The 24,350-nt window shown below is 39.7% G+C and carries 18 protein-coding genes and 1 pseudogene; 8 read left to right on the top strand and 11 right to left on the bottom strand.

The window, feature by feature from the left end; translation table 11 throughout:
• Positions 1 to 27: 27 nt before the first annotated feature.
• Positions 28 to 315, bottom strand: a pseudogene (locus H6G69_RS34650) (FAD-dependent thymidylate synthase); the annotation flags it as partial.
• Positions 316 to 475: 160 nt separating this feature from the next.
• Between H6G69_RS34650 and H6G69_RS11530 the strand changes: the two are divergent.
• Together H6G69_RS11530 and H6G69_RS11525 are read left to right on the top strand one after the other, a co-directional pair.
• Positions 476 to 691 carry a chlorophyll a/b-binding protein gene (locus H6G69_RS11530; RefSeq protein ID WP_190686194.1) on the top strand — a complete coding sequence of 72 codons (216 nt, stop codon included), beginning with the start codon at positions 476 to 478 and terminating at the stop codon, positions 689 to 691.
• Positions 692 to 807: 116 nt separating this feature from the next.
• Entirely contained in the window at positions 808 to 1,389 is a 582-nt protein-coding gene (locus H6G69_RS11525; RefSeq protein ID WP_190686191.1) for a thioredoxin family protein, read from the top strand.
• Between the two features lie 146 nt (positions 1,390 to 1,535).
• Here H6G69_RS11525 and H6G69_RS11520 read toward each other — a convergent pair whose 3' ends face one another.
• On the bottom strand, positions 1,536 to 1,826 hold the full coding sequence (locus tag H6G69_RS11520) for a hypothetical protein (protein WP_190686187.1): 291 nt from the start codon (positions 1,824 to 1,826) through the stop codon (positions 1,536 to 1,538).
• Positions 1,827 to 2,335: 509 nt separating this feature from the next.
• Here H6G69_RS11520 and H6G69_RS11515 point away from each other — a divergent pair.
• A complete protein-coding gene (locus tag H6G69_RS11515; RefSeq protein ID WP_190686184.1) occupies positions 2,336 to 2,497 on the top strand; it encodes a hypothetical protein in 162 nt (53 codons plus the stop codon).
• Here the strand turns inward: H6G69_RS11515 and H6G69_RS11510 are convergent.
• The 6 genes from H6G69_RS11510 to H6G69_RS11485 all read right to left on the bottom strand — a co-directional run bounded on the left by H6G69_RS11510 (position 2,494) and on the right by H6G69_RS11485 (position 12,099).
• The gene (locus H6G69_RS11510; protein ID WP_190686181.1) at positions 2,494 to 5,487 is read right to left on the bottom strand and encodes a hybrid sensor histidine kinase/response regulator; all 2,994 of its coding nucleotides are present in this window, start codon (positions 5,485 to 5,487) and stop codon (positions 2,494 to 2,496) included. The two genes, H6G69_RS11515 and H6G69_RS11510, sit on opposite strands and share 4 nt — an antisense overlap.
• Before the next feature lie 80 nt (positions 5,488 to 5,567).
• On the bottom strand, positions 5,568 to 7,850 hold the full coding sequence (locus tag H6G69_RS11505) for a methyl-accepting chemotaxis protein (RefSeq protein ID WP_190686178.1): 2,283 nt from the start codon (positions 7,848 to 7,850) through the stop codon (positions 5,568 to 5,570).
• A gap of 61 nt (positions 7,851 to 7,911) precedes the next feature.
• Positions 7,912 to 8,409 (bottom strand): chemotaxis protein CheW, encoded by a 498-nt coding sequence (locus H6G69_RS11500; RefSeq protein WP_190686175.1) that lies wholly within the window; start codon positions 8,407 to 8,409, stop codon positions 7,912 to 7,914.
• Entirely contained in the window at positions 8,396 to 8,791 is a 396-nt protein-coding gene (locus H6G69_RS11495) for a PleD family two-component system response regulator (RefSeq protein WP_190686172.1), read from the bottom strand. Before H6G69_RS11495 ends, H6G69_RS11500 begins: the two co-directional genes overlap by 14 nt.
• 35 nt (positions 8,792 to 8,826) lie before the next feature.
• Positions 8,827 to 9,879, bottom strand: coding sequence for a response regulator (locus H6G69_RS11490; protein WP_190686169.1), 1,053 nt, complete (start codon positions 9,877 to 9,879; stop codon positions 8,827 to 8,829).
• 954 nt (positions 9,880 to 10,833) lie between these two features.
• Positions 10,834 to 12,099, bottom strand: coding sequence for a glycoside hydrolase family 10 protein (locus tag H6G69_RS11485; protein ID WP_190686166.1), 1,266 nt, complete (start codon positions 12,097 to 12,099; stop codon positions 10,834 to 10,836).
• 282 nt (positions 12,100 to 12,381) lie between these two features.
• Between H6G69_RS11485 and H6G69_RS11480 the strand changes: the two genes are divergently transcribed.
• The 3 genes from H6G69_RS11480 to H6G69_RS11470 all read left to right on the top strand — a co-directional run bounded on the left by H6G69_RS11480 (position 12,382) and on the right by H6G69_RS11470 (position 15,446).
• Positions 12,382 to 13,122, top strand: coding sequence for a hypothetical protein (locus tag H6G69_RS11480; protein ID WP_190686165.1), 741 nt, complete (start codon positions 12,382 to 12,384; stop codon positions 13,120 to 13,122).
• 105 nt (positions 13,123 to 13,227) lie between these two features.
• The gene (locus tag H6G69_RS11475) at positions 13,228 to 14,208 is read left to right on the top strand and encodes an aldo/keto reductase (RefSeq protein WP_190686162.1); all 981 of its coding nucleotides are present in this window, start codon (positions 13,228 to 13,230) and stop codon (positions 14,206 to 14,208) included.
• A gap of 200 nt (positions 14,209 to 14,408) precedes the next feature.
• On the top strand, positions 14,409 to 15,446 hold the full coding sequence (locus H6G69_RS11470) for an aldo/keto reductase (protein WP_190686159.1): 1,038 nt from the start codon (positions 14,409 to 14,411) through the stop codon (positions 15,444 to 15,446).
• A gap of 355 nt (positions 15,447 to 15,801) precedes the next feature.
• Here H6G69_RS11470 and H6G69_RS11465 read toward each other — a convergent pair whose 3' ends face one another.
• Positions 15,802 to 15,963, bottom strand: coding sequence for a hypothetical protein (locus H6G69_RS11465; protein WP_190686157.1), 162 nt, complete (start codon positions 15,961 to 15,963; stop codon positions 15,802 to 15,804).
• A gap of 155 nt (positions 15,964 to 16,118) precedes the next feature.
• Between H6G69_RS11465 and H6G69_RS11460 the strand changes: the two genes are divergently transcribed.
• Positions 16,119 to 16,424 carry a hypothetical protein gene (locus H6G69_RS11460; RefSeq protein ID WP_190686154.1) on the top strand — a complete coding sequence of 102 codons (306 nt, stop codon included), beginning with the start codon at positions 16,119 to 16,121 and terminating at the stop codon, positions 16,422 to 16,424.
• Between the two features lie 122 nt (positions 16,425 to 16,546).
• Here the strand turns inward: H6G69_RS11460 and H6G69_RS11455 are convergent, their stop codons facing one another.
• Positions 16,547 to 17,098, bottom strand: a complete 552-nt coding sequence (locus H6G69_RS11455; protein WP_242072039.1) for a hypothetical protein — start codon at positions 17,096 to 17,098, stop codon at positions 16,547 to 16,549.
• A gap of 1,169 nt (positions 17,099 to 18,267) precedes the next feature.
• Between H6G69_RS11455 and H6G69_RS11450 the strand changes: the two genes are divergently transcribed.
• A complete protein-coding gene (locus H6G69_RS11450) occupies positions 18,268 to 21,960 on the top strand; it encodes a DUF4082 domain-containing protein (protein WP_190686149.1) in 3,693 nt (1,230 codons plus the stop codon).
• A gap of 126 nt (positions 21,961 to 22,086) precedes the next feature.
• On the opposite strand, the gene H6G69_RS11445 is transcribed toward H6G69_RS11450, so the two are convergent.
• On the bottom strand, positions 22,087 to 24,276 hold the full coding sequence (locus tag H6G69_RS11445; protein ID WP_190686146.1) for a tetratricopeptide repeat protein: 2,190 nt from the start codon (positions 24,274 to 24,276) through the stop codon (positions 22,087 to 22,089).
• Positions 24,277 to 24,350 lie beyond the last annotated feature (74 nt).

Raw genomic sequence — 24,350 nt, 5'->3', positions numbered from 1 at the left:
AGTAATTTCAGTATTAGCTGACAAACACTGAACATCAAAAGATACACCTACTCTATGTGTACGCGCTTGTTGCATAACGCTGTGAGGAAAATAACCGCAGTTAAACACAATTTGCGGATGTTCTAGCGGCCCGTAGTGACCTCGTTCGCCTGCTAATAGTCGCTTGACGATGACTTCGCCGCATTGTGATTCCGAGGGCCATGAGTCTCGCTCATCAACCACAAACGCGTCGGTATAGTCCTGGTGCATTGCAGCATAAATTACTTGCTGCGGGTTTGGTGTTTTGGCAATAACCTCTACTCGGAATCGCTGCATGGTCTTTCTCTGATGGGGAATGAGGATTATAGCCTGTTTGTGGAACACGGCTCAAAACTCAATCCCTCATGATATATCTTTCGGCAGACTCATATACTTTACAAAAGTTTATTTTTACTGTTACAATTCTTAACAGGCGAAAGCAAGTGGGGAAATTTTCATGCGTAGTAATGGTGCTATTGTTGATGATCAGGGCAAAATGAATAACTTTGCAGTTGAGCCGAGAGTTTATGTAGATGAACAAGGCGATCGCACTGGATTCACAGCCTATGCAGAACTGCTCAATGGTCGTTTAGCAATGATTGGGTTTATCTCGCTCATAGTATTAGAAGTATTAACAGGACATGGCATTTTTGGTTTGTTAACCGGCCTGTAACAATTAAATTTTAAAAACGCAATTTTTTTCACACATTCATAGAGGCGGGAAATTTCCTGCCTCTATATTTATAGGAATTTTATGGTATTTTTCTGGTTAAAAGTTGTAGGTGAATTATGGCTTTAACTACTTCAACAATGTTGTCTTTAGGCACTCAAGCACCAAATTTTCATCTACCAGAAGTAGTATCTGGTGAGGAAATTTCTCTTGCTAGTTTTACAGATAAAAAAGCACTGTTAGTAATGTTTATTTGTCGGCATTGTCCATTTGTTAAACATATCCAACGAGAATTATCACAATTAGGCAAAGATTATACAAATAGTAATTTAGGAATTGTGGCTATCAGTGCCAACGATGCGAAAAATTATCCTGATGATGCACCAGACTCATTAAAAGTCATGGCCACAGAATTAGATTTTCAATTTCCTCTATGTTATGACGAAACTCAAGAGACAGCAAAAGCTTATACAGCAGCTTGTACTCCTGATTTTTTCTTATTTGATGCAGAACTTAAACTTGTGTATCGTGGACAGCTTGATGATAGCCGTCCCAGTAATGGTAAACCAGTAACAGGTGCAGATTTACGCGCTGCTATTGAGGCGATATTAGCTGGTAAATCGATTACAAACGAACAAAAGCCGAGTGTTGGATGCAATATTAAATGGACATCTGGTAAAGAACCTAGTTATTTGGGATAAGATTAGCCTTGAGTTGAAATAAAGACTATTGACTAGAGGTTAGAGAAGAGACTTTCTCATGTTGATTTGGAAAATTTTCTGGTGAATAACTGAGTAGAAAAACGCAGATTAAGAAATATTCGTCTCTATTCCCTAGCCTTTAGTTCCTAGTCTCTGATATCGATTTCTTCAGAACTATTTCTATCCAATAAAGGATTAATTTCCAGTTGTTTTCTAGCACGTTTCAACTGTTTCCATAAAGCCTTAATTTGCTGATAAGCTTCTTCTGGGGAAAGCTTGCCATTTGTTTGTAGATTACTGATGTAGCTGACTCGTTGAGCGAACTCTTGTAAGTTAGCATTAAAAACTAAATATTCCGGTCTAAACTGACCATAATAGCAACTACGTGGATACAGAAAATCGGATAAATTCGATAAAAAATCTGATTGCTCTGCCATACTGAGATTAGATTTGTAGAAGTTTATCACTAATTAGTAGATTAGACACTTTACCACATCTACTTTAAAGACAAAGTAAGCACAGATACATGGATTACGAAACCATGTTAACGAAGGAAGAATGCAGCAAAAATTATACCAATAAAGTTGGTATTAAATTTAAACTAACTATCTTGCAAAAAATGTAACAAACATAACTTTTTTCTAGTAAAAACAACGCTAGAGATTTAATTATGGTGATCTGTCTTCCCGAATATCGTAGTTGAAATATAGGTGAAAACTGTTCTACTCACAGCATATTTCAACTAAGTGAAGTACAAAATTTAATCCTCCAAGCTAGGTATAGAGAGTATTTACCCTGGAATTCTGACTCCTGACTCCTGAATTCTGCTGTATATCTAACAGCTTACTAGTAATGTATTATGCATCTTAACGATATTCATATAAATAAGTTTTCCCAGCCATCCGCTGGGAAAATGGGGCGTTGCATAAATGCGGGATGAATTGAGATGTTTAACAAAAATAAAATATTGATTCTTCGCGCCTTTGCGCGGCAGTCGCTTCAAGTCGGCAGAGCCGCCCAACGCGCTGCCTTGCCTTTGCGCGAAACAAAAAACATCCCACTAATCAGCAATGCCGGAAAATGGCAAGACAGTAGGTTGTCGATTTAATTAGAGGCGGCTGTTTCTGCTACATTACCAATGAGTTCTTCTAGAGTGTGGAGTAACTCTTGCTCGTTGTAAGGCTTAGAAAAATATGCTTCCGCGCCTAGCTGCATAGCCATCTGTCGGTGTTTATCGCTACTGCGCGATGTTAACATTGCTACGGGTATATTTTTTAAATCAACGCTGTTTTTGACTTTTCCTAAAAATCCGTAACCATCAAGACGAGGCATTTCAATATCGCAAATTACGGCAGCGATTTGCAAGCCGGTTTCTAATTTTTCTAAGGCATCTTGGCCGTCTTTTGCTTGTTCTACTTGATAACCACCTTTTTCTAAGGTGAGTGCTAAAAAACGGCGAACATTTATTGAGTCATCAATAATTAAAATCTTGCCTTTTGATTTGGGAGGTAAGGCTGCTAATTTTTCGCTGTCAACAAACAGGAACGGTGTTTTTAACCTAACTGAGGGTAATTGATTGTTTTTCGGGGTATTTTGATTGGTAGCAATCCAATAGAGTAATTCGTTAGCACTCACTAAGGCAACAACTCGACCATCACCGAGAATTGTACAGTTACTAAAGCCTTCTGGTAGGGGGATATTACCTTCGACTTGACGGATGGCTACTTCTTGTTCACCCCAGCAACGGTCTACTTGGATAGCGACGGTTTGATTGTTACCTTTGACTATTAAGACGCTGCTAGCGTTAATGGCGGCGGGAGTTTCTAGTTCGGGACTGTCATAGCGGGGACAATTAAATTGCAGATATTGACCCAGGCGAATCAATGGCAGCATTGTACCTTGCCAATTGAGAACTTCGCCACCTCCCATTGAGATAATGCGATCGCTCTGGAGTAAAAATATTTCTGAGACCACATCTGTAGGAAATGCCAGCAATATTTTACTGGTTTCGACTAACAGCACCCTCGCCACAGAAAGAGTAAACGGTACTGATAAGGTAAAAGTTGTGCCAACCCCAGGTTCGGTATCGACTGTGATATCACCGCGCACGAGTTTGAGGTTGTTGCGTACCACATCCATTCCCACACCACGGCCAGATAAGGCGGTGACTTTTTCGGAGGTGCTAAACCCTGGTTCAAAAATTAGCGAAAGTAGTTCATCGTCACTGGCACTTTCTAATAATGAACTATCTATACCCATTGCGATCGCGCGAGAGCGAATTTTTTCTAAAGAAATACCGCGTCCATCATCGCGCATGGTAATAATTGTCCGATTGCTGCGGTGAGTGGCGTGAATTTCGATTAATCCTTGTTCTGGTTTACCTAAGCTGCGGCGTGTGGCTGATTCTTCAATGCCATGATCAAAAGCATTTCTTAATAGGTGCATTAAAGGGTCATTTAATGCTTCTAAAATGCTACGTTCTATTAAAGTATTCCCACCTTCAATTTTTAACTGGACATTTTTACCGTATTCTACATTTAAGTCGCGGATAGCTCGAGGAAAACGCTCCACTAATTCGGAAATTGGCCGCATCCGCACTTGATTGAGCTTTGTTTGCAATTGTTTGGATGTTTTGTTTAATTTGCGAGCAATTAAATCGGCATCGTCTACACTTAATTGAATATCGGTGGAGACTTCTTGCACCTGGACAATTGTTTCAACTATATCTTGCGATCGCAAATTAATTTCTTCGAGAGAGTGCTGAGTGTTTATAGAGTGCTGAGTTGAAAATGAATTATTTCCTGCTAGATTTTCGTCTTGGTATATGCCATTATTTTGGCGCGCATTTGCGGATATAACTCTGTTATATGCCATGCGTAGTTCTTGATTTTCTCTATCAAGATTTTGCACCTTCTGGCTAAGATGGCGGGAGAGTTTGCGTAATTTTTCCAGTTGTGAATGTAGACCATTTCTTTGAACAATCAGTTCGCTAAACAAATCATTAATTTGTTCTAGATGTTTGCTAGGAACTCGGACTGTATTTTCTGAAGGTTCGCGGTCTTTGCCGTTACTAATTGGTTCGTTTTTGTGTTCGGCAATGATTGTGTTAATTTCCGGCAAACTAACCGAATTAATGTTATGATTAATCTCCGCTTCTAAAGGGAGAAAATTACTAACATATATTTCTTCTTCTTGCTGAACAACAGGTATTGCTGCTAATTCTATTTCTTGGTTAACACCGTTATCTGTAGCGAGGAATTGAGCAATAGCTTCGGCAGTTGACAATGGCTCAATTTGGTTATAACTTGTTGAAGTATTAACTGAACTGAGTTCAATTGCTCTTGGTAAATTATCGAGTTGATTGGTTAATACTAAAGCTTGCGATCGCCGCCATGTTTGCAATGCTATCTGGGCAATTGCTGGAACGCGTTCTGGCGCAGCAAATTCGATGCAGCGTTTGATAGAATCACACAGTTGGGTAAACGCTGACAATTGCAACATTTCTCCTAAACCGCCTAATTCCGCCGCCATAATAGCAACTTCTTCTTGCAAACAAGGCTGTTGACTATCTGCTAAAACAGATTCTAAACGTTGCAAACAACCTTCGACTTCAGTTTCAAATAATAAAGGAATAATACTTTGCCCATCTTCTGGGGATAACATTGTGGTCGCATCTTCCGGTGTAGGATCACCTAAACGTTGATGTAATTCGTCAAAAACTGGATAACAAAAACTAGTTAACCACTGTTCTTCAATGACACTTTCTGTCGATAACAAATCCACAATTTGGCGCATCCAATCAATTGCCGAAAGCAGTAAACTTTGCAATTGTTGGTCAATTTCTAGAGAGCTTTTTCTAGTTTTGAGAACCTTAAAAGCATCTTCTAAACGGTGTGCTAAATCACTTAACACCCGAAATCCCATCATCGCCGCGCCACCTTTAATTGAGTGGGCAGCGCGGAGTGCGCCATTAATTTTTTCTAAATCTATGTGATGGCTGGTGTCGATTTCCAGCAAGACTCCCTCTAAAGTATTGAGGTAATCTGTTGCTTCTTCCAGAAATTGCATCTGGATTTCTAATTCTTTATCTGGTGACATTGTTTTTATTATTTAATCAATAGTTAATTTTTAAAAGTCAATATTCTCATTACTATTGACTTTTGAATTGGGATAATTATTCAACTAACTTTAAAAGTCTCAACAGTCTCTTGCAACTTATGAGAAATCTCTACAGTTTCTTTGAGAGATTGGCAAATTACGCTGGAAGAATCGCTGGTGCGCTGAGAAATAGCAGCGATATCTTTCATCAATAAACTAACAGTTTGCGATGTTTGCACTTGGGATGCGGTTGCAGAAGAAATAGACTGTACTAGAGAATCAATTTGCCGGGAAACATCAAAAATTTGCCCGAGATTTTGTTTGGCTGCTTCTACTACCCGCGCACCTTCGCCGACTTGGGTAGTACCAACTTCCATCGCTTGGACAACGGCACTGGTTTCTCGTTGAATGTTCTCGACAATTTGTTCAATTTCTTGGGTGGCTGCAGCACTACGGACTGCTAACTCACCTACTTCTTCGGCTACCACAGCAAAACCTTGCCCTTGTTCACCAGCCCGCGCGGCTTCTATACCAGCGTTGATGGCGAGTAAGTTGGTTTGCATGGCAATTTGATTAATTAAGGACACTACACGAGAAATTTGTTGCGAAGATTCTCCTAAACGTTTGACTTTCTGGGCAGTTTCGCCAACGGTTTCCCGCAAAGAGAGGATGTTTTGGACTGTTAAATACATCGCCTCTTCACTCTTGGAAGCGTTTTGGGCAGCATTATTAGCGACAGTTGCCGCTTGTTCGGCATTATTAGCAACCGCCTGCATCGAACGCGTCATGTTATCAACAGCATCTAAGGCGCGGTTAATTTCTTCAGCTTGCACCAGTGCTTCTTCTGCCAGTTGACGAATAGCAGTTTCGTTAGAACCAATGGCAGTATTTACTTGGGTGGCTGCTTGTTTAACTTGGGTGACGATATCGCGTAAGTTCTCAACAATAGAGTTGAAAAAGTCAGCAACAGTGCCAATTTCCCCATCTGTTACGTCAGCACGAACAGTTAAATCTCCTCTGGCTGCACCTTCTATATCATTTAGCAGTTCGAGAAGTTGCAATTGTAAGGCTGCGTGTGTTGGCTGTTCGTCTGTGGAAGTTAGTTGAATGATAGCTTTGCTCTGGGCAATTTCGGCTTTTTCGTTGACTAACACCTGTAATTGCGCTGCCATCTGATCAATATTGGCACTCAATACGCCTAATTCGTCTTCTCGTTCCGAGGCGAGGCGGGTGTTGAGTTCGCCTTGTCCGAGTTTGGCCAGAGCAGCTGTCGCCTTCAAAATTGGCTGTGTAGTGCGTTTGGCAATCCAAGCGGCGATCGCTGCTACAATAATTCCGATGACAACTGTACCAATACTCACAATCCACAACAATTGTCGTTGAGTACCATATAAAATTGCCGTATCGGTAGCTAGTAAGACTGCCCAGTTTAAGTTTGGTAAATCGGCAGTTTTTTGTGGTGTGACGTAAGTAATTAATTGTTGTTGATGACTTTGTGTGCCTGTCGTTACAGTATTGGTAGTTGTGCCGGCAATTCTAGCTAAAACAGGATACTCAGTTTTCGCCGTTTTTCCTAATAATTGGTTTTGGGAAGTTAAGAAAACTTTGCCGGAGTTATCTAACAAAGCATATTGATAACCATTAACACCAGAGTTTTTGATGATGTTTGCTAAAGCTTTAGTTGGGAGGCTAGTTCTGACTACCGCAAGCGTTCTACCTGTAACTGGATCTTTAATCGGTGCTGCTAGATAAATACTAGAATTTTGATCGGGCTGACTAATAACCGCAGTATTTTTGTTGAGGGTTTCTTGAAAATAAGTACTGGCTTTTTGATTATCTAGCGGAACCCCTGAAGATTGGATAATCAAATCGCCATCATTATCAAAGATAGCAATACTATCGTAACTTTGATAAGCCGAGAGGATTTTATCTAGTAAAGCTTGCTTTTCTGGGATATTGCCACTTCTTGTAAAGTTGTTATTAGTCAACAAAGGCAAGTTAGAGAGTATTTGAATATCTCTATATCTTTCCGCCATAAAGCGGTTAACTTTATCTGCTAAACCGATAGCTTCAGCCGTTTGCCCTTGAGTAATTTGTTTCGTGAGAGATTTATTCGCCAAATTATAGGCGATCGCACCGATCGCTAAAGCTGGTATGGTACTGATGGCGATCGCTAAAATTGTTGCTTTTGTTTCTAAACTCAGCCGTTTAAAATATCCCAAGATATGCTGTCTATCCTGATTTGTGGCCGTGTTAGCACCCGCTAATGGTTTGATTTTGCGATCGAAAATTTTGGTTGATGTCATCAACGCATTACGTTTTTTCTCATCACCACTCTTAGCCATGTCAGTTTTATTGAACATCCTGAAAATTCTCCTGCATAGGTCAATTCACAATTTTGCAAGTTGTCTATTACCAAACAACTTAATCACTGCGGAGAATAGAAGATTGCACAATTGCTTGTGCATCTAATACCAGCAATATTTCTTCTTGTTGCACAACACACCCACGTAAATAGGGAACTAAACTGGATGCGACTTGTCCAATTGGGGAATGAATATCGTCAAGCATAATCTTAGTTGTACCTTTAATTTCTTGGACAACTAAACCTAAAAGCAGTGATTCAACTTTAATAACAATGGCATTATATTGCTGCCTTCTTGTATCGATAGCCTCTAAATTCAGCATTCTGGGTAAATCAACTGCCCAAATTATGCGACTCCGCCAATTCATTAAACCCAAAATACATCCAGGAATATTCGGCATGGGAGTGACAAATTCAACAGGCAAAATCACCGCCTCTTGCGTATGATTCATTGCTAAAATAGCAGATGTTTGTTGATTTATCTGAAATTTAAGATAACCTTCTCCTAGGTTATTTTGGCTGGTTTTTTCCGCAATTAAAACTTTAGAAGTATTCATTATTTTTAATCACCACTGATTTAATAGCTCTTAATAATTGTTCTCTTGTGTATGGTTTTGTTAGATAAACATCAGCCCCTTGTTTCATCGCCCATAATCTATCAATTTCTAGATTTTTTGAGCTACAAATAACTATGGGAACTTTCTGGGTGGTTGGATTTTTTTTGAGAGAACGACATAACTCAAATCCACTCATACCCGGCATCACAACATCAGTGACAATAGCATCAGGCTGTTGTAAAATTGCCTGTTCTAAAGCTTCTTTAGCACCACTAGCTTTGATGACGTTATAACCACTTTCCCTTAAATAGTGGCTCATCAGTTCTAATTCACTGGGAGAATCTTCAACAATTAAAATTGTGCCAACCAAAGTTAAACTCACTGCTCAATCTCCTTTGATGCTAAAATATGAATCATTTAATCAATATGTTTAAAAACAATTTTTAGTAACTCTGATTGCGTAAAAGGCTTAGTTAAATAGCCCGATGACCTGACCATCTTCGCTTTAGCCCGGTCAATCAATCCTGTTCTACCCGTCACCATAATAATGGGAGTATTTTTAAAGGCGGAATGCCGTCTTAATAAAGAACAAAGCTCATAGCCATCTAAATTAGGCATCTCTACATCGAGAAGAATCAAGTCAGGTTTACTGCGGAGAATTTGCATTAATGCTTTAACTGGATCATTAATAGTCACTACAGTAAATGTGTTCTCATCTAAAAATAATTTGATGGAATTTAACACAGTTTGACTATCATCAATACAGGCGATAGTATATAAACTCTTCTTTTCTAATTGCGAGATAGGTTTGTAATTTTTAGCATCAACTGATTCAATATTTTTTTGTTGGGTTAATTGTGTTTCTTTGGATAATGGTCTAATTTTGGGTAAAACTTGCGTACCTTTAGCAACCTGAACTCCTGGCTGTGGTTGATGTCGGTGGCGTAATTGTCTTTGACAATATTCCACTAATAAACGCAAATCTAACTGACAGAATTTAGGTAGTTCATTCCAGGAATTATCGGGATAAAATTCGTAATTACCTTCTTTGACAACTAAAAAAGACTCCAGTACCTCTTTTGCTAAGACATCTACTAAGGTGGCTGCTTGCATCGAACTGATATATCGTTGCTCAACTAGCCAACAAATAGCCTGGTAATCTGGATATGGTATTGACAAACTTTCACTGGCTGGTTCAAACATCAGCCGCATCTGCACGCGAGTCGCACTGTTCAGAGCCGGAATATTTAAACTTAATAGTCGCAACTGATTATCTAATCGCTCAAACATCTTATCGGAACAAGAAGCGTAAGTGAGCTTACCTTCTTCTAAATGAATTGACCACGAAATCGAGCCAGTATATACCCGTAAACAACCAGTAGCACGGCGACTAGTAAGCTGTGCTAATAAAGACAATGGATGTAATTTTTGGATTAACCGATAGCTACTCATAGAAGTTTGATTTTGCATATACTTCAGTTAGATTCAAAGCAAGTTAGCGCAATAAGTACAGCAGTTTAATCACCATTCCCATCAAAATCTGATTTATGAAATATTGTTATTTAAGCTACATTTTTCTCTACCTAAAATTTAGGTAAAGGCAATGTTATGTGAGTAATTTGGAAGATATTCACCTCTGTATTTGTACTATTGAAAAGTTAAATTTATGACAATAGTGCAATAATTAAGTGTTTAAAAAATTTAAGTCCACCCAGGTCAAGATCAAAAAACCTACTTGCGGCAAAGCAATTGAAATACCACTTGGAAAAATGATGGCGATAGATGGATTGACCACAAGCCAGACTTAGAAAGCGATTTCCCATCCAAAATCTGAAATCTCAATTCAAAATGGTATTTGTTCGTGGACTCTGGAAGAATACTGCTAAACTAACAAAATTTAACAGATTTTTTCTCAGTACTTTCACTTAAAAAAAGTCAGCTTTGTCCCAACCAAACAAAATGTAATGTTTAGTTAAGTAATATTACGGGAAATTCATATAAATTCATGAGACTGGATCACCTCTAGCTGTTATTAGCGTAATTGCCTATATGATTCCCACGGAAGATAAAAATATTGATATGCTTAACTAAAGTTCAACACTTTCTCTGGTAGATTCTCAAGTCTCCCTTAATTCCGTTCAAGAAGTTAACTTAATCTAGGAATTTGGTTTGATTGGCGAATTTAGCCAATAGTGCTGAACACATAGAATGTAATATTTATCAAGGTTTTTTGATGAAGCGGCTCAGTAATACTGAAGTATTGATGGGCAATTTTCGTAATTTTTATTTAAAGCAATTGACAAAATTTTCTTTGTTGATTCGGGTGATGGGGGTGTAGTTATGCCAAACTATTACACCCCACACCCTACACCCTACACCCTTTTCATAATCATTGTGTGCCAATTTGATGAGAGCGAAAAACTTCTACTCTACTTTTGCACGAAACATCGGATATGGAAACAGCGTTTTAAATCCTTCTTGACGTTCAGCTATAGGTTCTGGGGCCGAGTCCCAGAGACTTTCGTAATAGAAGAATGCTACACCTAAGCCGCGTTCTTGGGCTGCCCTAACTTGAGATTTAATTTGTCGTAGGGGTACTGGGTTATTGCGTAGGCCTGTCATAATGCCAATTCCTGTAGGAATTGTGCGTTGGGCTTCTTGAATTTCTGAACGGCCAATATTAGCGACAAAACTTGGCAAATCGGGGCGATAAACTTGCACGATTAACTCATCTACAATACCTTGCCGCAACCAAGTTAGCCAATCTTGCAAGTGAAACTTGTAAGCAAAATCGTAATAGTTAGGAGAAACGGAGAAAATTGCATCGGGTTTTTTAGCTTTGACTGCTTGGTTGAGTTGCACCATAAAAGCAGTAATTTTATCGGCGCGCCATTTTACCCATACAGGATCTTGAGGATTGGCTGGAGGAGAATTTTTGGTTTCTTTAGTATACAGAGCTACTGTGTATTGATCGTAGCCAAATTCATGGGGCAAACTCATGTGGTCATCAAACTGAATACCATCAACATCGTATTGAGTGACAATTTCCAGCACGAGATTACGAATTAACTGCTGTACTTCCGGGTGGAAAGGATTTAACCAGACAACCTCACCAGCTGCACTAATAGATGTTTCTTGACCATTGCGCTTGCGCGTTAACCATTCTGGATGATTTAAGGCGAGTTCTGATGTTGGGGGAGCCATAAACCCAAACTCAAACCAAGGAATTACCAACAGACCTTTGCGATGAGATTGATTAATTAAGTCTGCTAGAATATCTTGCCCATCAGTACCACGCATGACAAAGGGTTGAATCCCTGCACGTTGCGCCGTAGCACTAGGATACATAACATAGCCAGAATTCCATACGACAGGATAGACCGTATTGAAGTTGAGCCGCCTGAGGTGATTTACAGCCTCTTGGACTTTAGCGCGTTCTCTGAGAGTATTGAAATCATTGTTGGTCATCCAAACCCCACGAATTTCTTGGCGTGGTATTTGGGCGATCGCAGGTGTTAGACTGTCTGCCAAGACGACTGTTAACAAAGATATTAACGCGAGTAACGGCAAAAAACCCTTGAGCCTGCGCCGCCAACTTTGCACAAGAGTAACTAGAGTCATCGAGTTGAATGATTTTTCAGCTACCCACACACGCCATCGCATACTTTTGTGATGGAATCTCTTAGCCATATCAGATTTAAGTTGTGTTGTTTATGAGATAAATGGTTAATTGGTAGTTGTTCATTCAATGCAGCACATCGAATTTTTGCACCGGAAATTATCGAGCAAACTAAACACTGTTAAACATTTTTGATGTAACTAGTATTTATTAGTACCCAATAAATATTTTGCTTTGCGGGTGATTTATCAAGACTTTAATATTCATAGGTTTTTTTTATTTATAACCATAATAATACCTATAAAGTATTGTATGTTTAAGAACATAAAGATAGCCAAAAGTCAAGCTCTATCATGACAATATCAAACCAGCCACAGCAACAACCTCAATATCAGCGTCTCATGAGTGGACTGCTCTGGTTAATTTCCGCCGCTTACATTTATGTTCTGCTGTTATCTCCACCACAACAGATACTACCAGGAGAACCAATTTGGGCAATTCAACCCCAGACTTTACAAGAACTTTGGCATGAATCAGTTAATTTCTTTTTCATCTTGCCGATGCTCAATGTGATTGGCATCAAAGCTATCCCAGATGCCATCGCCCATCCGGTAATAGAATCTCTGTTTAACTTTGCTTTAGCTTGGATGTTGATGTTTTTACCGTTATTGCTAGCAGACCCACGCGGGTATGGATTGCCGAAATTACTGATTTGGGGTTTAGGAATGTTTCTCACTAATACTTTTCTTTGTCCCTATATGGCGATTAGAGCCACCAAACCACCAATAGCAGTCCCACCAAAAAATAAAAGTTTGCTAGGGCGCATATTTGGCTGGATAGGGTTAATAATCGGCATAATTGCCGGAATTTGGAGCGTTATCGGCAGACCAGAATTTGGCGAATTAAGTGCTAGAGGGCAATATTTTGTGCAGAGTTTGAGTCGCGATCGCATTACAATTGCCTTTTGTGTGGATTTAGTGTTTTTTAGCGTGTTTCAAGCTGTGTTGATGGGAGACATTGAACCACTACAAAGCCGCAAACGTTGGTTGAGATTTGTGCCTTTTTGGGGTTTAGTGGCGTGGTTAATTATTTAAGGTAGATGACAGGAAATCAGGTTTTTTGATGGAAGTTTCACAGCGCGATCGCATATCAAATGCCGTTAGATAATGAACATTGATATTAGGGAAATCTATAAAAAAATGCATAAGAGTCGAGAAATATCCCTGTCTACAATGGGTTGTGGAACTTGGGCTTGGGGAAACCAACTGCTTTGGGGATACAACGAAAGCATGGATGAACAGTTGCAAGCTGTGTTTAATCTGTGCGTGAGCAACGGTGTCACATTGTTTGACACAGGTGATTCTTACGGCACAGGTAGATTAAATGGACGCAGTGAGTTACTTTTGGGGCGATTCTCCCAAGAATATCAGGGATTAAATCAAGAAAATATTTGTCTTGCTACAAAACTGGCGGCTTATCCTTGGAGATGGACACGCCAATCTATGATTCAAGCTTGTCGTGCTTCTGCTAAACGCTTAGGCAGAAATGTTGATTTAGTCCAAATGCACTGGTCTACAGGTAACTATGCACCTTGGCAAGAAACAAGACTGTTAGATGGTTTAGCTGACTTGTATGAACAAGGATTAGTTAAGGGAGTTGGTCTATCTAACTTCGGCCCGAAAAGGTTGAAACTTGTGCATCAAAGATTTGCAGAACGAGGTGTCCCGATTTCGACTTTGCAAGTGCAATATTCATTACTGTCTACATATCCTTTGACCCAACTACATCTAAAAGATGTGTGCGATGAATTAGGCATTAAACTAATTGCTTACAGTCCACTGGCACTGGGAATATTAACAGGTAAATACTCCCAAAAGGGGCCATTTCCCAAAGGTATACGCGGTTTATTATTTAGACAATTATTGCCGGGGGCGCGATCGCTTTTATCATGTTTGCGAGAAATTGCCCAAACTAGACACAAAACCATGTCCCAAGTAGCTCTTAACTGGTGCATCTGTAAAGGAACTATCCCTATCCCTGGGGCAAAGTCAGTAACACAAGCACAAGATAATATTGGTGCGTTGGGTTGGTATCTCGACTCACAAGAGATTGCCGAATTAGATCAAGCTGCTGCGAGTTCAGATAAAGTCATGGTGCAAAATATCTTTCAAACGAAATGATCATCAACGGTGATTCGACAAATTTGTGCAGAAACGACAAAACCATCTCCCCTGCACCCCTGCGGCCTTAATGATAAGTCTTTAACCGAACACGAGATAACCTCTTTCTTTCGCACTACTGTTCTCCTTCACCAGTTAGATGCAGCTAAGTATTGAGAGTGCAAAGCTAAGAGGGCGTAACAGTTTCAAGGATTCATTTCGTGGATATCAGCAGACGAGATTTACTCAAAGCGGCTTCAGCTTCAGGTTTGGGTGCAGTGGGAATGGCTGCTGCATCTGGATTATCCAAATCAGCTTTAGCTCAAAATCAAACCCCTCCAAATCAGACCAAAAAAGGTGAAATGATTTATCGCACTCTGGGAAAGACAGGAGAACAGGTATCTGTGATTGGTCTGGGTGGTCATCATATTGGTAGACCCAAAGATGAGGCAGAAGGTATTAAGCTTATCCGTGCTGCGATTGATCGCGGTATTAATTTCATGGATAATAGCTGGGACTATCATAATGGTGGTAGCGAAATGCGGATGGGTAAAGCTCTGCGAGATGGCTATCGTCAAAAAGTCTTTTTGATGACCAAAATCGACGGACGCACCAAAAAAGAAGCAGCCAAGCAGATTGATGAATCGCTCAAACGCTTGCAAACTGATCGCATTGATTTATTGCAGCATCATGAAGTAATTCGGATGGAAGACCCAGACCGCATCTTTGCCCCTGGGGGTGCGATGGAGGCAGTATTAGAAGCCCAAAAAGCAGGCAAAATCCGCTATATCGGTTTTACTGGCCACAAAGACCCATTAGTTCACCTGAGAATGTTAGATGTTGCGGCGCAAAACAACTTTCGTTTTGATACAGTGCAAATGCCGTTAAACGTTATGGATGCTCACTTCCGCAGTTTTGAACGCCAAGTTTTACCCAGATTAGTCAACGATAGAATTGGGGTCTTGGGGATGAAATCAATGGGCGACCAAAATATTCTCAAAAGTAATGTTGTTAAACCTATCGAATGTCTGCATTATGCGATGAATCTGCCAACTTCAACCGTAATTACAGGCATTGAAAGAATGGAAATCTTAGACCAAGCTTTTGAAGCTGCACGCACATTTAAGCCGATGAGTCAAGAGCAAGTGCAAGCACTACTCAATCGCACTCGCCAAGCAGCACTTAAAGGACAATACGAACTATTTAAAACTACTAGCCAATTTGATAGTACAGCCCACAATCCTGAGTGGTTGGGTTGAGTGAGACTGGCGATCGCTTTTGGTAAACTAGGCGATCGCTATAATTTTTTATGCTAATTTTAATGTACTTTCAAGTAGATAAAAGTAAAACTTGCTAAAACAGCTAGTTAACTTCCTCTACCTTCCATTATTGAATGCCAAAATTGCACCATCCCGCAGGTCAAAACATTCGTAAACTTGCTTTTAAAAGACGCTTTCAAGCCATTTACTTATTTATATCTGCTGGTTTAGTTGCTTTTTTTCCTTTAAGAGAATAGTAGGTTGGGTGTAGCGATAGCGTAACCCAACAAAGTATGCGTGAATGTTGGGTTCCGTTCCTCCACCCAACCTACACCAGTCTAAGTTGTTGCCTTAACTAAACTGTATTGGTGTAATAACTAGGATAAATCAAGTGTGGTTGTCGCAAGCGATCGCTCTCCTCCTCCCAATTAATACTTTCATAAAACCGGAGTTTTTGCTCGCCAATCACCAAGCGGATAATTGGCTTGATTAAAAGTTGCTCAATTGGATTCTGCATATACCAGTTTTGCAGCAAAAAATAATTATCAAACAATCGCTCATTTATCTTAGCTATAGAGATAATACAGTTTTGCTGAGGTTCATAGATGATAAAATTTAGACACCAAAATACTTTTAACTCTCTCAAATTTAACCTGTAACCTATCTATAAGCATGAATTCCAACATCAAAAAAACCCTTGCCAAGATGATCAAAATTATCTCAACGATTCTTATAACTAGTGCAATTGGTTTGGAATTGTGGAATATTTATGCAGTATTAAATCACAATCAAATCCCCAGCAGCCTGAATTTGATTATTTGGTTTGAACGTTTTGCTATGATAGCTCATCTGATTGAGGCGGCGATCGCAGCTTTTTATGCCTCTGCAAAAAATAAAATGCCAATCAAATATGCAGCTTATACCTTTTTTGTTGGCACTGTTGGCTTAATCGAACTATTTGCGAAAGAAGAGGAGTAGCTTTTATCTGTTGTGTCATGCGATCGTAGTTTTGATTGACGAGCAACTCCAAACCACGCAAAATCTTAAAAGCTCTCCCCTACTTTGTACTATCTTGACAACCAATCTTTAACCACACCACATTAAGCCGATTTTTGCCAACCTACTAAACCCACAATTTCTAATGCTTCAGCTACCTGTGGGTGCAACGTACAATACCAAACATCATCAAAACTCCACTCAACTAACAAAGCAGTCGGAAATGGAGAACCATCAGTATGAGTTGGCAAAGAACGATTGAAATTTTTTGCTAACAAATACCCTAGTCTGGCATATTGCAAATTCACCGCACCGTAATGTTCATAACCAGCTGCTTTAGCTAGTTCAGGAGTAGTTGCAGTCCGATTAGGTAACTGATAATGAGCCACTAACATCGCTCGATGTCCGGCGGTGAGATTGGCTTCCAAAGCAATTAAAGCATCTGCATACTCCTCTGCTGATGGCAGAAATTGATCAATATGAGCGTCAGGAGTATCAATTACCTCTTCCATATCATCTAATGCCGCAGCGATGAGTTCACTGCAAAAGGCACTTTTTGTATATCCCATCAGTTGCGCTAGTTTTTCCAGGCGTAAGTTGTCGCTGGGAAGGAGTGTAACGGCAAACCTCACAGACTCTTCCTGGCACTGCAACATCTTGTGCGCTAATCTTTGAACCTTAGTCATAACGGCAAAATGCACCAAAATAATTAATCATTTTTAACACCAGTATCTATAGTGGTCAAACAATTTTAGATTTTGGAGTTGAGATTTGCGATTGACCAAGCCCCGTTGGGGCGGGTTTGGGGTGTCTCACAGGTGTAGGTTTTTGACAGAGTGACTCAACCCCTAATGATTACGTGGTCAATATGTCGAATTATGAACCTCATTTTTCCAGGTTGTGTATGAATTCATCATTTTTGACCTGATGGTGAAACGATGACTAAAGTGTTCTCGCAAGTGGACTTAAGCCAGTTTAAACAAAACAATAGAGATAATAAGTGCATATTTTCTTTTAAAATCATCACTCTTAAGGTATATTTACGGCATTAAGATAGTTAGATTTAATATAGAAACAATCCTATAGTAACTATAGGGGTAGCATCTTGATGAAGCTTGATAAAACAGGCGAACTTATTGATCAACAGGGATATTCAAAACTAACACAAGCCAAAACTGATTATTGACCAAACTAGCTGAGTAAATTATTGCTCACAGCATATTCTAATTTAGCGTTTCCTACATAACTCGGTATACTACTAGGCTTAGGTAAAAAATCTCAGCAAAAAATCGGTGATAGCTCATACAAGAGCATTCGTGTGACATCAAAGACATCAGCGAGGTAATAGTAGTTTTTTCTTACCAAAATGGCTGCTTAAATCCACAAACAAAAAATTGATTGCTTGATTTCGTTTGTTTGTACAACAGCTATAGCGGCTGATACCAATTCACAATTCGCAATGACGCGACGCTCGTTCCTCGCTAACGCTTCGCTATCGCAGGCTCGCTAACGCTGCGCTAACGCAATGACGCGACGCTCGTTCCTCGCTAACGCTTCGCTATCGCAGGCTCGCTAACGCTGCGCTAACGCAATTAAAAAACTTAGATACAGCAAAGCTTTCAGGGTTTTATCTGTATCATATTTTTCGTGAAATGGTATGAGAGTCTTGTCAAGACTTGAATCAGCAACCAAACTACTGCTTACATCAGCTGGTCACAGCCAAAATCATCATCAGAATTTCGCACAATTTAACTTCTGCCGTCAGCATAAATCTGCGGCACGAACTGAACACAAAGCTTGAATGAAAGATGGGAATGGTAAAGCGATGAGAAGAACGCTTAAGTATTTTGTATTGTTTTGTTGCGCGCTGTTAACATTAGTTTTTTTGAGTCAGATAGATGACTATGCGATCGCACAAAAGCCTCTGACTAAAAAACTGACAGGCGTAACTGCAATTACATTCAGTCCAGATGGAAAGACATTAGTCGGTGGTACTGCCGATGGTGAAATTAAACTCTACGACGCAAAGACAGGTAAGCCGAAAAAGACTCTATCGGGAAAACAAAAAACTCCTATCACAGGGTTAGCATACACTTCAGATGGTCAGATCAATAGCAGTGGTAGAGATTCCGTCATCCGTCGATGGAATCTAGCAAATGATCAAGAAACCACAATATTGCAAGGTCATGAACACCCAATCAAAACCCTGACTGTCAACCAGAAAATCAATATATTAGCTACTGGAGGTGAAGATACTAAAATTTTCTTGTGGGATACTCGAACCAACAAACTAGATAAAATCCTGGAAGGACATAAAGGCTTTGTTAATCAAGTCGCCATCAGCGAAGATGGCGAAACTTTAGCTAGTGCAGGAAATGAAGGATGGATAATATTATGGAGTCCCAAAACAGGTAAACAGTTGCGCACCTTGCTGGGTCATGGGGCTAAAGTCAACGCAGTAGACTTTAACTCAGAGGGAACTATCCTAGCTAGTGCGAGCGATGATGCCACAGTTAGACTCTGGAATGTCCAAGAAGGTAAGCAAATCAAAGTTTTAGGCCAAGCTGATAAAAAACTGATCACAGTTGCCTTTGCCAAAAATGGAAAATCCGTGATTGCTGCGGGTGATGATGGAAATGTTTATCGTTGGGATGTGGCAAGCGGTAATTTGTTAGCAAAACTAGCTGGACATAATAGTGTTGTTGATGTGGTGGCGGCTAATCCCGATGGAACTAGCTTTGTTAGTGCAGACAAAACAGGTGCATTGAAAAAGTGGAACGCATCTAATAACTTGCTAGAGCAAAATCTTCAATTGTTCAACCAGTTAAATACAGACCTAGATACCCAAAAGAGCCTCAAAAACCAAACAACCATTAACTCCAGCAACAGCAACATTAATTCTAGAGATGAACAACTAATTGCCGCCATCCCATCTCCACCAGGCGGGCCAATCTTATTAATCACTAATAGCTCTAATCCCTTTACTAACTACTACGCTGAAATTTTGCGAACGGAAGGCTTTAATAGCTTCAATGTCAGCGATATCTCCTCAATCTCGGCAACCACACTAGCTAAATATGATGTTGCTATCCTGGCTGAGACAACTTTAACTTCTAATCAGGTGACAACCTTAACTACTTGGGTGAATGGTGGTGGTAATTTGATTGCCATGCACCCTGACAAAAAGCTAGCTAGTCTATTGGGGCTGACAACTACGACCTCTACCCTGCCTGATGCTTATTTGCTGGTGAATACTGCATCAGATGTCGGCTATGGCATTGTCAACCAAACTATTCAGTTCCACGGAACTGCTGACCTTTACAACCTTAACGGTGCTGCGAGCATTGCAACACTTTATACCAACCCCACCACCGCAACGACCAATCCCGCTGTCACTCTACGCAACGTTGGGATTTATGGCGGTAAAGCGGCGGCTTTTAGCTACGATCTAGCACGTTCAATTGTTTACACACGTCAAGGTAATCCCCTCTGGGCAACACAAGAACGCGATAATTTGCCGCCAATTCGCTCTGATGATTTATTTTTTGGTGCTGCTAGTGGCGATCCCAAACCCGATTGGGTCAACTTAAATAAAGTGGCGATTCCCCAGGCTGATGAGCAACAACGCTTACTCGCCAACTTGATTCTCAAAATGAATCAGAATAAAAAACCTTTGCCGCGCTTTTGGTATTTTCCACACGGGAAAAAAGCCGTTGTCCTCATGACTGGTGATGATCATGCTAACGGTGGAACTGCTGCCAGGTTTGACCAGTTTAAAGCTAAAAGTAACCCTGGTTGTTCTGTCGATGATTGGGAATGTATTCGTGGAACTTCTTATATTTACACGAACTCGCCATTAACTAGCCTGCAAGCAGCAGCTTATACAAATGATGGTTTTGAAGTGTCGTTACACGTTAATACTAACTGTGCAGATTTTACCCCTGCTTCATTAGCGAGTTTCTATACTACTCAACTGAGCGACTTTACTACTAAGTATGCAAGCATTCCTACCCCTGTCACCGAAAGACACCATTGCTTAGTTTGGAGTGATTGGTTTAGTACTCCACAAGTTGAACTTAATAACGGTATCAGACTGGACACAACTTATTACTATTGGCCGCCTACTTGGATAAATGACAGACCGGGATTCTTTACAGGTTCTGGTATGCCAATGCGTTTCGCCAACCAGAACGGCACAATGATTGATGTTTATCATGCAGCTACGCAATTAACTGATGAGTCGGGACAGTCTTATCCTGCTTCTATTAATTCTTTACTCGATCGCGCAATTGGAGAAGAAGGTTATTACGGTGTTTTTAACGTCAACGCTCATACCGATACAGATGTTTCACCTGTAGCTGATGCGGTAGTCACTTCTGCCACAAACCGAAGCGTACCGATTATCTCTGCTGCTCAATTGTTAAAGTGGCTTGACGGGCGCAATAGCTCATCTTTTGGCTCTTTGGTATGGAGCGGCAATAAGTTAAGTTTCAATATTACTAAAGGTGCGAATACCAATGGTTTACAAGCAATGTTGCCAACTCGCTTTAGCAACTTGGTTCTGAACAGTATTAAACTTAATGGTAGCCCGGTGACGCGGACAACACAGGCAATTAAAGGGATTGAGTATGCGTTCTTTGCTGCTAATTCAGGTACTTACATTGCTGAATATGTCCTAGATATAACACCCCCAACAGTAACTTCTACTTCTCCAACTAACCAAGCCACAAAGGTTAATCCTTTTACTAGTGTGACTGCGACTTTTAGCGAGGCACTAGATCCCACAACGGTTAATACTGACACCTTCCAGTTACGCAACTCAGCCAATGTATTGATCAGTAGCACGGTTACTTATAATGCAGCAACCCGTACTGCCAAGCTGACACCCAATAGCACATTAGCAATTTCCACTACTTATAAAGCTACACTTAAAGGTGGCATTTTCGATCCACGGGTGAAAGATACAGCGGGTAACGCCCTCTTAACTACCTTAAATTGGACTTTTACCACTGCATCGACACTACCTCCGCAAAGTATTTGGGATAGTTCAGTAACTCCAGCAGAACCATCAACACCTGACTTAAATGCTGCTGAGTTGGGAGTTAAGTTCCGTTCTGATGTTGGTGGCTTAATTAGTAGTATCCGTTTTTACAAGTTAATTAATAATACGGGTACTCACATCGGCAATTTATGGGATATCAATGGCCAAAAATTAGCAACGGCAACTTTTAGCAATGAAACTGCTTCTGGTTGGCAACAAGTTAACTTTACTACTCCAGTAGCGATTACTCCTAACACTATCTACGTAGCGTCTTATTTTACTAGTAGCGGTAACTACGCTGTTAATGATGGTTTCTTTGCTAGTGCGGGAGTAGATAGTCCACCTTTACACGCTTTACGTGATGGGGAAAGTGGAAATAATGGTGTCTACAGTTATGCTACTAGTAGCATCTTTCCAACTAATAGTTATCAGTCTAGTAACTATTGGGTTGATGTTGTATTTACCCGAAATCCATAAGGTAATACGCTTGGGTTAAGGTTATTCGTGATGTTGCCGAATTTGTAGAGATGTTGCCATGCAACGTCTCTACAAAGGTTATGAGTAGGCAGGAGAAGCGGTAAAAACACTTGCCTAAGTCTTGTTTTAACTAGCAATTAATTGTTTGAAACGTTGATTATCAGCAATCTCATCAAAATCTATGTCAGATGCTGCATCTTCTTTGTATCGAGGATTGATTTCAATTGCTTGTTGCAGACATTCAACGGCTAATTCGGCTTGTTTTTGAAGTGCGTAACAGGTTGCTTTATTATAGTAAGCAATGGCATAGTCTGGCTTAATTAAGAGTGCTTTATTAAATGCAGCGATCGCATCATCATCTAGCCCCAATCTTACCAAGGTATAACCGCGTTTGTCCCAGAGTTTAGGAGAGTTAGGCTGGAGTTGCAATGCTTGATCAAACGATGCTAAGGCTTCTTCATATTCTTCCAACTCTATCAGGGAAAGACCACGATTTAACCAAGCGGTTGTGTCATCTGGTTTAATTTGGGTAGCTTTATTAAAAGAAGCAAAAGCTTTTTTGTGCTGGCGGAGATTACCAAAAGCTACACCGCGATCGCACCACGCTTGATGATAATCTGGTTGTATTTTGATAGCTTGATCGTAAGATGCGATCGCTTCTTTGTAACGTTTTAATCTGCTAAGGGTTATACCATGCTTTAACCAAGCAGCAGCATTGTCTGGCTGGATTTTAACTGCTTGATTGTAGTAGGTGAGTGCTGCTTCATATTGCTTTTGGGCAAACAAATCATCACCTTGTTGGAGGTCAATTTCTGCTGATGTTGTGGTTGGCTGAGGTACTGCTTCTGAATTAACTTGAGTTTGGCTTGTGCTAATTTCTTGCAAAATTAAATTCTTGCGTTCTTCTGTATCTACCTGCAAATCAGATAATTGGGCAACAAATTCTGTTTCTAATTTTTCTAATCTTTCTAAAATAAATAAGTTTTGTTTTTGCGCCTGTGATTGTAATTCTGAACCTGATTTTTCTAAATTCTCAATAATTAAATCTTTCCGCTTTTTTAATTCTGTTTGTACTTCAGATAATTGATTAGCAAAGTCTGATTGTAAGTTAATTAAATTTTCTAATAAATTATCTTTTTGCTGTTGACTTTCATTTGCTAATTTATTTACTTGAATTTCCCATCTCTGCCCTATCTCTATGATATTACCGTGAGTTTTATCTTTTTGGTGTTCAGTTTCTGCTTGGAGTTGTGCTAGTTGAGTTGTAAATTCTGACTGTAATTTTATTAAATCACTCAGCAGATTATCTTTTTGCTGCTGACTTTGCGATTGCAAACATGATATATAAGAATTAAAACTTTGTTCTAATTCTTCAATATTATTTCTAGTTTTATCCTTTTGTTGTTCAGCATCTACTCTGATGCCAGCTAACTGGGTTATAAATTCATTTTGTGATTTGAATAAATTTTCAATTAAACTATCCTTTTGCAAATTAATTTCAGATTCTAAAGTGGATATCTTAACGATAAATTCATTTTTAGATTGTGCTAACTCTTCCCAAATTAGATTTTTTTGTTGCTCATTTACTAGCTGAAATTCCGATATATTTAATGCAATTTCTGATTCTAAACTACTTAGATTTTCTACAGTTTTATCTCGCCGCTGTTGAGCAGTTAGTTGCAATTGGTGTAATTGGTTAGCAAATTCTGATTCTAAATTCTCGATATTTTGTTTGAGACTATTGATTTCAATTTCTAAACCTGAGAGAATATTATTTTTAGATTGCAATATATCAGATTCAAAAATAGATAAATTTTCTTGTTCTTGTTTTATCTTTTGTTGGAGAGCAGTAGATTCGTATTCTAAGTCACGACTAATTTTTTTAACTTCTTGAATAATAGTTTCCGCTTCTTGTTTAACAATGGTTATCTCAGTTTGTAATTTTTCTAAACCTTGTAACTGAGACATAGCTCGGTCAACAATTTCTTTAATTGCTACCCGGCGTAACAGCCAAAATAAAGCAATAACCGCTACCGGAAATAGACTTAATATCACTAACCAAACATTCATTAAGACAGTTGTGCGATTAAAAGTACTGTCAAAATTAGCTGGGACTTGTTGTCTAATTTTCTGTTCAGCGCGCAGTTGGGTTAATTCTTCCCGCTCTTGATTTGAGAGTGCTTGAGCAATAGCTTGTTCTCTAGTGATTGATGGTGTAGTTTGTCCACTAACTGCACTAGCAGACAGCAGCAAGGGCGAAAAAGCGATCGCACTTTTCAAAACTAGGGCTAAGATAAATTGATTCTTGCTGATCATCTCAACCATCTCAACTTGTTGGTCAGTTATAGAGGCGGTGTGCCTTTTTCCAATCTATAACAGAAATTAGTTAT

Origin of the sequence: Nostoc sp. FACHB-110, assembly GCF_014697425.1 — a bacterium.
Taxonomy (GTDB): Bacteria; Cyanobacteriota; Cyanobacteriia; order Cyanobacteriales; family Nostocaceae; genus Nostoc_B.
This window is presented reverse-complemented; position numbering and strand designations above follow the sequence as displayed.